This is a genomic window from Streptomyces sp. NPDC052301, assembly GCF_044593395.1.
GTDB lineage: Bacteria > Actinomycetota > Actinomycetes > Streptomycetales > Streptomycetaceae > Streptomyces.
Window position 1 is genome coordinate 21,178 of record NZ_JBIUBE010000017.1, and the last position, 13,422, is coordinate 34,599.

8 protein-coding genes and 1 pseudogene are annotated in these 13,422 nt (G+C 67.8%); 3 read left to right on the top strand and 6 right to left on the bottom strand.

The window, feature by feature from the left end; all coding sequences use genetic code 11:
* Positions 1-3: 3 nt before the first annotated feature.
* Together ACIHEJ_RS34690 and ACIHEJ_RS34695 are read right to left on the bottom strand one after the other, a co-directional pair.
* On the bottom strand, positions 4-1,968 hold the full coding sequence (locus tag ACIHEJ_RS34690) for a S9 family peptidase (RefSeq protein WP_400141595.1): 1,965 nt from the start codon (positions 1,966-1,968) through the stop codon (positions 4-6).
* A 222-nt stretch (positions 1,969-2,190) separates the two neighbouring features.
* Positions 2,191-2,392, bottom strand: a pseudogene (locus tag ACIHEJ_RS34695) (IS5/IS1182 family transposase); the annotation flags it as partial.
* Between the two features lie 462 nt (positions 2,393-2,854).
* Between ACIHEJ_RS34695 and ACIHEJ_RS34700 the strand changes: the two are divergent.
* Complete coding sequence (locus ACIHEJ_RS34700; protein WP_400141596.1) at positions 2,855-3,379, top strand: AAA family ATPase; 525 nt, start codon at positions 2,855-2,857, stop codon at positions 3,377-3,379.
* A 176-nt stretch (positions 3,380-3,555) separates the two neighbouring features.
* On the opposite strand, the gene ACIHEJ_RS34705 is transcribed toward ACIHEJ_RS34700, so the two are convergent.
* The gene (locus ACIHEJ_RS34705) at positions 3,556-4,446 is read right to left on the bottom strand and encodes an alpha/beta fold hydrolase (protein ID WP_400141597.1); all 891 of its coding nucleotides are present in this window, start codon (positions 4,444-4,446) and stop codon (positions 3,556-3,558) included.
* Between the two features lie 415 nt (positions 4,447-4,861).
* Between ACIHEJ_RS34705 and ACIHEJ_RS34710 the strand changes: the two genes are divergently transcribed.
* Both ACIHEJ_RS34710 and ACIHEJ_RS34715 read left to right on the top strand, forming a co-directional pair.
* The gene (locus ACIHEJ_RS34710; RefSeq protein ID WP_400141598.1) at positions 4,862-8,299 is read left to right on the top strand and encodes an RHS repeat-associated core domain-containing protein; all 3,438 of its coding nucleotides are present in this window, start codon (positions 4,862-4,864) and stop codon (positions 8,297-8,299) included.
* A gap of 236 nt (positions 8,300-8,535) precedes the next feature.
* Positions 8,536-8,712 (top strand): hypothetical protein, encoded by a 177-nt coding sequence (locus tag ACIHEJ_RS34715; RefSeq protein ID WP_400141599.1) that lies wholly within the window; start codon positions 8,536-8,538, stop codon positions 8,710-8,712.
* A gap of 545 nt (positions 8,713-9,257) precedes the next feature.
* Here the strand turns inward: ACIHEJ_RS34715 and ACIHEJ_RS34720 are convergent.
* The 3 genes from ACIHEJ_RS34720 to ACIHEJ_RS34730 all read right to left on the bottom strand — a co-directional run bounded on the left by ACIHEJ_RS34720 (position 9,258) and on the right by ACIHEJ_RS34730 (position 13,360).
* Entirely contained in the window at positions 9,258-9,929 is a 672-nt protein-coding gene (locus ACIHEJ_RS34720) for a hypothetical protein (RefSeq protein ID WP_400141600.1), read from the bottom strand.
* Between the two features lie 851 nt (positions 9,930-10,780).
* Positions 10,781-12,208, bottom strand: a complete 1,428-nt coding sequence (locus ACIHEJ_RS34725) for a S28 family serine protease (protein WP_400141601.1) — start codon at positions 12,206-12,208, stop codon at positions 10,781-10,783.
* Between the two features lie 900 nt (positions 12,209-13,108).
* Positions 13,109-13,360 carry an aspartate 1-decarboxylase gene (locus tag ACIHEJ_RS34730; RefSeq protein ID WP_400141602.1) on the bottom strand — a complete coding sequence of 84 codons (252 nt, stop codon included), beginning with the start codon at positions 13,358-13,360 and terminating at the stop codon, positions 13,109-13,111.
* Between the last annotated feature and the right edge of the window lie 62 nt (positions 13,361-13,422).

The window sequence follows — 13,422 nt, forward strand, 5'->3', positions numbered from 1 at the left end:
GGCCTACAGCCAGCGGTCATACCAGGCGCGGGTGCGCCGGAGGGCGTCGAGTTGATGGGCGCGCTCGTGAAGCCCGTGGCCCTCTCGGGGGTAGACGACGAACTCGTGCTCGACGCCGAAGTGGCGCAGTGCGCGATGGAAGTGGACGGCCTGGCCGAGCGGGACGTTGGTGTCCTGCTCGCCGTGCAGGATCAGGACCGGGGTACGGATCCGGGACACGTAGGAGATCGGACTGTTCCGGTCGTGGATGTGCGGTCCCGGTCCGTTCCAGCCGGTGCTGCCGCCGAGCGCCGCGTCCAGGATTCCGTCGTCGCCGGTCCCGGCCTGCATGCCCCAGTCGCTGATGCCGGCGCCCATGACGGCGGCCTTGAACCGGACGGTTCGGCCGATGGCCCAGGCCGCCATGAAACCGCCGTGGCTCCAGCCGGAGATGCCCAGGCGTTCGGGATCGGCGACTCCCTCGGCGACCAGCAGGTCGATCCCGGAGAGGATGTCGGTCCACTCGTCGCCGCCCACCGCGCCCGCCGCCACGGCGGCGAACTCATGGCCGTGGCCCGACCCGCCCCGGGGGTTGGGCAGGAAGACCGCGTAACCTGCCGTCGCCAGCCACTGGCCGCAGTCGACCACAGTGAGTGCGAACTCGTCGGCGGAGCGGAAGTAAGGGCCGCCGTGGACCAAGGTGACAAGCGGGAAGGGACCGTCGTCCCGAGTCCGGCCGGCAGGGAGGATCAGCAGGCCGTCCAACTGGAGTCCGTCGGACGCCCCGTAGCTGAGCCGTTCCTGGACCCCCCAGCGGATTGTGTGCAGTTCGGGACTGGTGTCGCTGAGCCGCAGCAGCGGCCCGCCCGTGCGTCCCGCGTGGACGTTCTTGGGCTCGTACGCAGTGCTCGCCAGCACAGCGAGGGTCTCTCCGGAGTGACTCGCAGTGAGCCCGGCGAGCGTGCCGGGCGCGGAGGACACCTGGTGGAACCGTAACGACTGCGGATCGAGCCTGTACAGCGCGGTATCCAGCCCGTCGGCGAACAGCGCCAGCGGCGGTCCGTCGGCGACCTGCACCAGCTCGGTGGGGCAGACGGACATGCCGACCGTGAGATTGCGCTGTTCGACGGTCGGGCCGACCGCCGGCGGGACCGTGTCGATCACGGCGAGCGCGCCTACCAAGTGCCCAGGTGTCTTCGCCAGGTGGGCCAGATGCCATTCCCCATCGTGATTCCACCAGACCGGGGACTGGGCCTCGACTCCGACCGGGCCCAGGTCCTGGACGGCTCCCGTCTCAGGGGCGACCAGATGCAGTCTTGCCGTCGTGACGCCGGGGTCGAGCTCGGGGGTGGTCCAGCTCAGCACGGCCAGCGGGCCGCCGTCCGGACGCTGGGTCACCTCCACGACATGGCGGTCCCCGAGGCCGTCTGCAGTGCGGACCACGCCGGTCGCCAGGTCAAGCAGGCGTAGCCGGGAGACCGGGAGGTGCCGGCCCCAGACCTTCGCGTCGTCACCCTCGGCCTCCCGACGTTCGTCCTCCGCGGTGGGCTCGTCCTCGGCGAGCAGCGCGACGGTGCTGCCGTCGGCGAGCGGGTAGTAGTCGCAGATGCCCCCGCGCCACCTGGTCAGGGACTCTGCCTTGGCGATGTCCTCGCTGCCGTCCAGACGGATCCGCCGGAGTTGAGCGGTGCCCCGCTCCTCGCGGTCGGAGGTGAAAAACAGAAAAGCCGAGTCCGGCGCCCACTTCGGGACTGCGTCGCGGGCCGTGCCGTCGGTCAGCCTGCGCGGGGCTGCGCTGCCGTCGGCGGCGGCGACCCACAAAGAGCTGTGCGGACGTCCGTCCCTCCCGCTGTTCGCGACCACACCGTAGGCGACCAGGCGCCCATCCGGCGAGATGGCCGGCGCCACGGGGACGGCCATGTCCACCACCAGCTCCGCGGTGAGCAGGTCGATCGACTCGGGAATCGGTTGCGGTGCAGGGTGCGGCATGCGGACCGTCTTTCACTCGTCAGTACGGCGACCGGACATCCTGTCGCACTGACGAGCCTGTGTCAGTCGGGTTTGGGAGAATCGGGCCGCACACGACCTGCCCCGAATGCCCTGCCACAGCCCGTGGCCGGCACTGAACACGTCCCGGCGGAAGGGATGGCGAGCTGCACGCCTGATCGTCGCTACGCCTCGGGGCCATCCACGAGGGCAGATCGATGAACTCCTACGTAACGTCAGGTTGGTGCGCCGGTACGTGACGACCAGCAGGATTCGGTCTCCAGCGGCAGGCTCCACGGCCGGCCCTTGCGAACGGGGTCTGCGCCCTCGCGTCGTAACGCCGTGATCAGCTCGGCGAATTGTCGCGGGCTCAGACCGCTGAATGGGACTATCAGGACGGTTCCGACGCAGTGATCACACCAGTCACAGCGAGATCATCTCAACTGCCGACCAGTCGCGATGACCCGGTGAGCCACGCGTGCGGGCCGAGAAGACGGCTTTGCACCCCGTGTGATCGGCGTGGAAGCCGGCTCGCCGGGGGTACTGAAAATGACCGACGTTGTGTTGAAGCTGTCAGCCCGTGACTTGGTGCATGCGGACCTGGCATCGTGCGGGTGGTCATCAAGCCTGTCACCCGTCCCAGGGACGCCTCCGGCTTCGTCATGCTGCCCCGCCGTTGGGTCGTCGAGTGGCCGCTCGCCTGGATCATGCACGCCCGCCGTCGTGCGAGGGATGACGAACGGCTGTTTTTCCCGAACCCCTGCCCCGGGCGGGACGACGCCGAGGCGCGCGGTTATCAGGAATGCCGTGGCGGGTCATTGCCACGCCGACGCCATGATTTGTTGGTGTGCCTGTTCCCGCGGCCTGCACGACGCTAGCGTCGAGTCTCATGATCGTATGGCTCAACGGCACCCATGGCGCAGGCAAGACGACAACCAGTGCGCTCGTTCAGCAGCTGATCCCGGATTCACGGGTGTTCGACGCCGAGAAGGTCGGCGAGACCCTCATGGACATCAGACCGGGGCTGCCCGCTACGGACAACTTCCAGCACTGGCCGCCATGGCGGCCGCTCGTGGTCGAGACCGCCCGTCGCGTACTCGACTACACCGGCGGCACCTTGGTGATGCCCATGACTGTCCTGGTCGAGCAGTACTGGCGCGAGATCAGTTCGAGCCTTGCCCAGCATGCCATCCCGGTGCGGCACTTCGTCCTCCATGCCGACCAGGACACCCTCCGTGCGCGCATCGCGGGCGACACCGTTCTCGGCCCCAACTCCCCCTTCCGTCTCCGATACCTTGAGCCCTACGCCGAGGCGGCCCGCACGTGGCTGCATGCCGAGGCCGAGGTCGTCGACACCACGCACCTCACCCCCGCCCAGGCCGCCCTGCAGATCGCAGAGGCCGTAAAAAGTTGAGACGACCTGCCGGCGTCAAGCCTCGGGAGTGAACAAGAAGCCTGACTAGATGACAACCAGCGTGCTGCGGCTCTTGATCAGCAAGGTCGAACCTCCGGAAACACGCACATGATCAGACGAAGGCCGCCTCAGCGTCACTGCCGGTGTTGAAGCCGGCCAGTAAACTGGTCGAAGCCTTATGTGCCCACCGCACCTTGCACGAAGCGCCGAAGGTGGGCACGCACGATATCGGGCTGTTCCAACCAGGGTTCGTGCCCAGCTTCCTCGATCCGCGTCAGCGGAAGATCGAGCCGGAGCGCGAGTGATTCAAGTGCCGACACAGGGCGAGGATCACCGGTCCCACCGAGGAGCTCTGCTCGTGCGGGCAGACGGGCGCGCAGCTCGGCCAGGTGCGCATCGAGCGGGTCCGCGCGTCCTTCTCTGCCGAGTTCGACGTTCATGGCCCAGTTGATGGGGCGACGCCGCCGGGCGCCCTGGGCGGCCCAGTGCCACCCGCGTTCCGGATCGGCGTGGTCAGTGAACCAGGCCAGTGTGAGCAGCTCGACCTCCTGTTCCTCCGTGCGGTCCGGCGTCTCCTCCAATGCATGGAGTCGCTCCTGCTGTGCTGCGGACATGCGGCGGTCGCGCTCCGCGCGGTCCCTGCTGCGCCAATCACCGACGAACGGCCCGCACATCAGCAGCATCGCGGCAACCCGGTCAGGGTGCGTCAGGCAGAACCGGCTCGCCAGGTCGGTGCCATAGGAATGCCCGATGAGCACGGCCTTGGGGACGTCCCATGCGTCGAGCAGCTCGGCGAGATCGTCGACGTGCCGGGCGAGGGAATGGCGACCCTGCCACGGGGACCGGCCCGTGCCACGCTGGTCGTAGCGGTACACGGGCGCAAGGTCCCCGACCATGGCGGCGACATCGCCCAAGTAGTCCGGCAGACCCGGACCACCATGGAGCATGACCACGGGCAGCTTCCGGGTCGTGTCTCCCAGCGCTGTCCAACGCAACTGGGCCCCGTCGGTCATCGACGTGAGGCCTTGCGTCTCCATCGACGTCACCGCGGAGAACTTACCGGTCACACCGAAGCTCCGCCAAAGGTCAAAGAACAACCTCCTGGCCAGCGACACGTGCATCATCTCACTCTGCAAGATCCCACTCGCCCTGGACGGCTCCAGCTGGGCGACAGGCCGTCAGCTGCCCCGGCGCACGTCTACCGGTGACACTAGGGCAGGCCGCAACTATTGCTTCATGGAAACTTCTCGGCCGAGTTCACCAGTTGACTCGGCCGCCTGGACTGTCCCGCCCTCGTCGATCTCCACATCTTTGTCCCTCCTTGGACCTCTCTGTCCAGGAGAAGAGGAAGGGCCGATTCAGGCCCGCATGCACTGGACGTTCGCGGGAATGCACCGGAAATTTGTGCGACCTCCGTGGCAGGTTGTGCGCGCCCAGTGGCCGCAGGGGCCACCGGGGTCCGTCTTCCTGTGGGGGAAGTTCATGCACACCCGTGCCTTCGGCATGCCCGAACGGCGTGCCAGGAAAAGATCAACCACCGCCCTCGCGGTGCTCACCTCGGCCACGCTGGCCCTGACTCTGCTCCCCGCGGCGACCGCGGTCGCCGCGGAAGCGAAGCCGAAATCGGCATGGGGGCCGAACAGCCCCCACTTCAGGATGCCGGCCGTGAAAGTCGGCCCGAACCGGCCGGTGAAGTCGCAGCCGTCCAAGCCCCCGACAGACGCGTGGTACCTGCCGTGGCTGCGCGACCAGCGCGAGCACGCCCAGCACCCCACCCGCGGCAACACCGGCAGCAAGCCCACGAACTCCCCGACGGCCGCAGCGGGCGCCTCGCTGATGAACCTCGTCCCCGAAGGCCAGGGCAACGTCCCCTGGCACCGCACCACGTCCTTCGCCATCACGGACGCGCTGAGAGCGAAGATCGACTACTCCACCGGCAACCTGATGCTGACGGCAACAGACTTCGACATCGCCGGAGTTGGCCAGCGTCTGCAACTCGCACGCACCTACAACTCACTGGACGCTCCCTGGGGCAGGGTCTCCCAGCGCTGGTGGCAGCAGTACGAGCGCTACCTCTCCATTTCCAGCTCCGAGGTGATCTTCTACGACGCCTCCGGTGCCACCGTCCGGTTCACCGAGAACAGCGACGGCTCCTTCACCACGCCCAAGGGCTACTCCGAGGATCTGAAGAAGAACGCGGACGGCACCTTCACGCTGACCAAGTGGAAGTCGGGCACCAAGGAGACCTACAACGCCAATGGCTGTCTGACGAAGGTCACTGACCGCAACCACGGCACGATCACCCTCGACCAGCATGACGAGAACGGGGAGAACAAGGGCTTCAAGCTCACCGACACCCGTTCCGGTCGCTGGATCGACCTGTACAAGACCTACCCCTCGCAGTGGCAGGCCAAGGACAACACCGGCCGCACCGCCGTCTACAACCTCGACCCCAGCGGCAACCTGGCCACCACCACCGACACCGAGGGCAAGACCGTCACCTTCGGCTACGACTCCTCCGGCCGAGTCGACAGGATCATGACCGCCGAGGGCCGGGTCACCGTCTTCACCTACGACGACGCCAACCGCGTCACTTCCATGCTGCGCGCGACCGGCTTCAACGGCTCCGGCGACACCGGACCGACCTGGACGTACACCTACAGCGCCACCTCGCCGACCGCGGCCGGCACCACGACGGCCAAGGACCCGGAACTGCACGCCACCCAATACGTGCACGACAGCGACGGCCAGGTCACCGACGTCACCGACGCGCTCGGGCACAAGCGGTCGACGAAGTTCGACGCCAACCACAACATCGACACCGCCACCGACGCAATGGGCTCGGGCACCACCCCGGGCAACGTCACCGACTACGGCTTCGACTCCCGCAACAACCTCGAGACGGTCGCCCTTCCGACCGGCGGCAAGACGGTCAACACCTGGCAGACCATCGCCGGCGGAGACGTACCCAAGGACTCCACCGACGCCGACGGCGAAAAGACCGCCTTCACCTACGACACCGTCGGCAACACCACCTCGGTGGCCCGCACCGGAACCGGCGGCGGCAGCGTCTCCTACACCTACAACCCCGCCACACCCACCTGCGGCGGCTTCGAAGGCCAGCGCTGCACCGCGAAGACGAAGATGACGTCCACGAAGACGGTCACCACCGACTTCCACTACGACGCCAACGGCGACCTCGACCGGGTCACGCCCCCGGCACCGCTCGACAGGACGACCTACACCTACGATGACCTCGGCCGCACCAAGTCCGTCACCGACGCCCGCGGCGTGACCGTCGACTACACCTATGACAACCTCGACCGCATCCGCACCGTCACCTCCCCGAACACGGTGAAGGTCGAGTACTGGTACGACGGTGACGGCAATCTCGTCCAGCGCTCCGACGGCACCGGCACCACCAAGTACGAGTTCGACCCGCTGCAGCGCGAGACGGTCCGCCACCTCCAGGACGGCTCCCAGACCTTGATCGCGTACACCCCGGCGGGCAACGTCGACTACTACCAGGACCCGGCCGGCCCGGTCGACTACACCTGGAACGAGGTCAACAAGCTCAAGCAGCTCAAGGACCCGCAGGGCCGCGTCACGACGTACTCCTACAACAACAACGACGTTCGCACCACGACCACCTACCCCGGCGGCACCGTGCAGAAGGTCGACGTCGACACATCCAGCCGCCCCACCTCGATCAAGGCCACCTCGCCGCAGGGCACCCTGGTCGACCTGGCCTACACCTACAACTACGGCACCGACGGCAAGACCGACGGCACCAAGATCCGCACCAGCACCGACAACGTCCGCGGAACCAAGCGCACCTACTCCTACGACGGCGCCGGCCGCTTCTCCTACGCCAAGGAGGAGAAGAACGGAACGATCAACGATTCCTGGCAGTACTGCTACGACCTGGCCGGCAACCTCACCTCCCAGGGCACCGACCCGGGCTGCCCGCGCGGTACCACCTACACCTACAACGACGCCCAGGAACTGACGGCCAAGTCCAGCACCAGCGGGTCCTGGTCCTACGACCCGATCGGCAACGAGACAGCCGGCGCGTCCACCGACGACTACACCCGCACCGGCGAGAAGTGGACCGACCACTCCCAGATGTCCTCGATCACGGTGGGCGGCAATACGTACGCCGGACAGTACGGGTCCACCGACCAGAGCGAACGCATCAAACTCGGTGACACCTACTTCCACAACGGCCCCCTCGGCCTGTCCGCCAAGACAACTGCCGGCGTCGACATGGGCTTCAACCGCGAACCCGGGGGCACGTTGAACTCCATGACAACCGGGGGCAAGGCGTACTTCTACCTCACCGACGCGCTCGGCAGCGTCGTCGCCCTCGCCGACGAGGACGGCAACAAGGTCGACACCTACGCCTACAGCCCCCGCGGAGTCCGCCTGCTGGCCCAGTCCAGTGAACCGGTCGACCAGCCCTACCGGTTCGCCGGCAACTACCAGGACCCCACCGGCCTGTACCACCTCCGGGCCCGGTACTACGACGCCAACATCGGCCGCTTCACCCAGCCCGACGCCTCCGGCCAGGAGAAGAACCCCTACCTCTACGCCGAAGGGGATCCCGTCAACCGCATCGACCCGCAGGGACTGCTGTCACTCGACGTGGGTGGCGAGTTGTGCGACGTGCTGTGCCTCGGTGGTGGTGTGAGCATCAACAACGACGGCAGCGTCCATCCGTATCTGTCGATCGGCACAGGCACCCCCGGAGCCAGCGCGGACGCCAGTCTGGCATCAGGCAGCGCAGACCCCGGGCTCACAGGCGAAGTCGCCTGTGGAATCGGTCCGGCGGACGTCTCGGCGGGCACGGACGGCTCGGTGGGCGTGGGAACTGGTGGAAGCACAGGCAAGTGCTCCGCCACCGCGAAGTACACGTTCTGAGAGGGGCAAGATGCTCGAAGCGCTCTACCTGGCACAAGACCGGCGCCCTGACGGGCCTTCCTGGTTCCCCTACGTGTTCGTGGGCCTCGCAGTCCTCGTCGGGGTGTTCCTGGCCGTTCGCATGGCCCGGCGTCGGCGATGACTTGACCCAGAGACGTGCGGCGGCGGAACGGCCGCCGCACGTCGCGCGTTCCATCCGGTCCCTGACGGCCTTCCCGCAACAGAAAGCACCCGAAATGCACATCATCATCGGTGTCTTCCTTGCCCTGTTCGGGGCGGCGTTCGTGGTTCTGGCGCCGCGCCTGGCCGAAGACCGACGACTGTCCGCGTACAACCGTCAGGTGTTTCGCGTGATCGGCTCCGTCATCGCGATAGCCGGTCTCCTCTACGCCTGCGGGCTGTGGGGAAGGTGACCACGGTCTCCGGCAAGAAGTCGAGCATCACCCGCCGCGGGCTGAAGAACGACCGGCTCAACCGTGCTGGCCACCTCCGGGCATTCCCCGGTTACCGCCTAACCTCATGGCCCACTACCGGAGCCGTCGCGACGACCGCGGGACTGGCACGGAGCCGCCCAGCGTCACCTGTTCACCGCATGATCGGCCGGCTCTGCCACTTCATTCAGCACGGCCGCCGCTTCGATGAGGCCGTGGCCTTTCCCGTCCCAGCCTCTGCGGTCGCGCAGGTGACCTGAACACGGAACCTCATGGGGCCGGCCGCAGCTGGGGACTCGTGAACATCACCAGACCGTGGAAACAGGCGCTTCCCGAACCCGTGCACGACCGCCGACGCAACTCGTGAACAAAGTCATTTCCGGAACAGTAAACAGACCGCCTCCGGAATCAGGTTTTCCACCCCGGCCGCTGTCCACTCCAGCCACCCCTCGCCGTCTCCGGGTCGGTGGTCGGTGGTCAGCGGCGCGGTCAGGTCGTGGTCTGCGAACGTGTCTCCAACGCGGTGGCTACGGCGCGTAGACCTGCTCCAGGCTGTGGATGGCGCCGTCGTCGCCGGTCGCGTACTTGAACACCAGCCCGGAGTTGGGGTGCGCCTTGATCCAGTCGATCAGCTCCTGCACGCCGATGCGCTGGTTCTTGCTGCTGGCGACGATGGGGTTGGTGGCGGTGACGTACGCGGCCTGGTCGAGGGCCCAGCGGCTGTCCTCGCCGGTGACGACGAACGACGTTCCGTCGGAGTCCTTGCCAGGGCATCCCCACGCCCCATGCTGAATGACGAGGTTCACCTTCCCGGTGCTGGCGGGAAGTTCCTCGACGCGGTAGACGGCGATCTCATCGGGGTCGACATGGTCCGGATCCGGCGCCTTGCTGGAACAGCCCGGAGCGGTGGTCTTCACCGAGCCGGGGGCATTGGAGACAGGCTTTGCCGCGGGCGTTCCGGCGCCGGCCGTACCCGGTGACGGGGTCGCCGTGGCACCCGCGCCTCCCGATCCTCCGGTGCCTCCCGTGGCCTCGTCCTTGCTGCCGTCGGACGTGCCGGACGCTTGGCCGGCCGAGGCGGCGGCGCTCGGCGAGCTCTCTGCTCGAGCGGCGGAATCGTTCCCCTGGCAACCGGTGAGCACCGCGGCCAGCACGGCGGCGAGCGCGATGGCGGCGGGTCTGAGGCGATGAGCATTCATGTCGGGACGTCCCCCCTGATCAGGCGGCCATGTGGGCCGCACACCGGTCGGGACCGTAACAACGCCTCAGCTCCCACCGCACTACCAGAACGTGCTGTGTCACGGACTCCGGACAATGCCGTCACGGGGCACGGATCATGTGACGGGAAACAGAGACCAAAGAGTGCCGGGGAGTTCCGGGCGACGGCATTGACCAGGACGGGCGCGCCCTCGGGTCCGGGGAGCAGGTGTATCCCGCCACCAGGCGCCGCTTGGTAGGAGTCGTCAAGGATCGTCATGTCGGTGCCTCGTCCGGGAATGCCGGCGGACTGGATGCTTACGCCGTGCTGGTGGGACGAGAAGCGGGGCACCGGGGTGAACGCGGCGTCGTCCTGGGGGCTTTGGAGGACGGCATCAACGGCGTGGCGGCCCATGTCGACGGTGTTGATCACCGCACGACACGTCTTGCAGGGGTAGGTGGACGCCGTGAACAGGCTGGAGTTCAGCCCCGACGGCAGGACCCTGCCACCGCCGGCGCTGAGCAGAGTGTGCAGGGCCCGGCCGGTCTGGGACAGTGGCCGCGGGAAAGCCCGCTTCACGCTGACCGGACACACTCTCCTCGTGATCGATGTGGCATTCAGCCCCCCGGGGGCACACTCTCGCCACTGCCGGCCTCCACTTCACCGCGCGGCTGTGGGATGTCGTCCTGCCCTCGCCCACCGCGGCGATCAAGAGGATCTGCAGGCAGTCGACCGGGACCTCACCTCGGAGCAACTGACGGCGTACCTCGCGGGCCAGTCCGTCGGTCCCGCCTGCCCCTCGCACTGACGGCGGGCCTCGCGAACCCGCCGCCAGTCAGCCTGCGACAGACGTCATGGCCGCAACGCCGGCTCCCGCTCCGCATCCCGGACGTCCAGCTCGGAGTCGTAGCGAGCCAGTGGCTTGGCCGCGGACGGATCCTTCTCGACCGCGGGGGACGCGACGCCCCCCCACTCCAGGATCCGGGCCGTGGCGAGAGCCTTCTCCTCCGGGACCAGGCCGGCGACGTTCGCGCCGTGGTTCAGGCCGGGTGCAGTGAAGACGTAGGAGTCACGGGCGCCCGCGCCGGGGCGGAACCGCTCCGAGCCCCACGGATCGTTCTGGCCGTAGACGAACAGCATGTGCCGGGCGTGGTGGCGGACCCAGGTGTCCACGTCCCGCATCGCGAACGACTGGAAGCGCATCGGGATCGAGCGGGGGACGAAGTTCCGCGGCGGCTGGTAGCCGTAGCGGATCAGCTTCCGTTCGATGTGCGGGAAGTGGATGGTGGGCGCGCCCAACTGGGTGCCCGCCTGGTAGTAGTACGGCGTGTACTGCTCCAGGCCCTGGTCGGTGTAGGCGGAGAAGCCGGAGATCGTGTCGACCGAGGTCCAGATCTCGTCGTCGGTCGCGCTCGCCGCGTTCGCGGGGATCGAATCGCAGTCCTTCAGCAGGCTGTACTGCCAGAAGCCCCAAACGTAGTCGAGGACCACCGCCTCGTACGCCTTGTCGAGGCTGCCGATGGTGCCGAAGGTGTAGCCGTTGTCGGCGGCGTACCGGGCGTACTTCTTCTCCAGCGGCTCCCGGCGCACCAGCGCCTCCCGCTGCACCGCGTTCAGCCGATCCCGGCACTCCTTGGTGCCGACGTGCGCGAAGAAGCGGTCGTAGGCCGAATCCTCGTCGTTGGCGACGTCATTGGGGGCGACGTAGGCGACCACGCCGTCCATGTCGCGGGGGTAGAAGCGCTCGTAGTAGGTGGCCGTCATGCCGCCCTTCGAGCCGCCGGTCGCAATCCAGTTGCCGGTGTAGACCGACTTCAGGGCCTCGAAGACGCGGTGCTGGTCACTGGCCGCCTGCCAGATGTCGAGCTTGGACCAGTCGGCCGGGTCGGGGCGGGACGGGGTGAAGAAGCGGTACTCCAGGGATACCTGGTTGCCGTCCACGATCTGGGTCGGCTCACGGCGGCTCGGGGTCGTGGAGACGTTGTAGCCGCTGGTGTAGAACACCGTCGGGCGACTGACGTCCTTGTGCAGAACGGTGATCCGCTGCTGGAACGTTCCGTTGGACGGGTGCCGGTGGTCGATCGGCTGGGTGTAGTTCAGGACGAAGTAGCGGTAGCCCGCGTAGGGCTTCTCCTGGACCAGGCTCATGCCCGGTATGGCCAGGAGCCGGTCCTTGATGTCCTCCGGCTGGGCGGCGGTGGCCGCCCCCGCCGCTGTCGCCGTGCTCAGCGTGCCTATCAGCACCGTGAGCGCGAGCAGCCATCTGAGCGCCTTGCGCATGCCCAACTCCCCTGTGAGACAGATGTGTGCCGGAAGCTATCGGAGCAACACCCGTCACACCAGGGGATGTTGAGACGTAAAAGGATCACCACAGGATCCAGCCCGAGTTCATCGAACCGCCGGCCACCGAGCCCTTCACCCCCACACAGCGGTGACCGGCGCCGTGGCCGGGCCCGCCCGGCGCGGGACTGACCCCGGTCGACGACCGGCCGGTTGCCGCGGGCCTGCATGCGGACCCACATGGTGCGCTTGACGCCCCGCTTCCTGGGGAGCACCAAGGATGGCCGCTCCCCGCGCCCGCAGGGATGGCCGCGGCACGCTGAACACCACCACCAAGAACGGCCAGGGCTCCCGGCGCCCGGTGGGCGTGGTCCCAGCCTGCGCAAGCTCGGGCCCGCTCGCCAAGGCGCCGATCCCCGAGCCCGCGAGGATGGCCCCACGCCGTCCGGAGTACCCCGGAATTGGATTTGGTGGTTCCCGCGCCCGCGGGCATGGTCCCGCCTCCGACGTCAGCAGCAGCGCGAAGGGACTCCGCTGCCCGCGCCTATGGGGATGGTCTCCGTCCGAGAGGCCGCGCCATGGCTTGGCACCGACTGCTCGCCGCGCTCGCGAAGACCACTGGCAGGCCTGCGGCGTAAGCTGCCTGCTCTCCGCGCCCGCGGGATGGTCCCGCATCGATGACGGTCGCCCGGCCGAAGGGAGCCTCGCCCGCTCTTTCTCGGTGCATCGTTCCAGCTGACCAGCTCATTGGGACCTCTTCCCAGACACGGATCGTAGGTGGCGGGTGCGGCTCGCGGACAAAGCGGGCTCGCCGTCTGTGACTGAGGGGCGCTGGCTGGACGGGGCGCCCGACCATAGGGCGCTGCTCGGTGGCTGGTGAGCCAGTCGGTGACCGCGGTGTCAATGGCGGTGTCGGTGATGGGGCGGCGGTCGAGGAAGCGCCGGAACATGATCGGTCCGATGAGCTGGGCGCGGTCCGTCGATGATGTAGGTCGGCAAAGGCGCGCCGTTGATCACGTTCACCAGGTCGATCTTCTCGAGCCGGCGGATGCCCGCCGCTTCCACCAGGTCCGCGTCGATCGTGATCGATCCGACGTAGTCGAGGTGGGACTGGGCGACGGTGAAACGCGCGATCGGCGAGATATGGGCCATGCGAGGAGGTCACAGCTCAGCGTCCACGGGTTCGCAGCTGTCGCGTGCCGCTGCCACCCCGG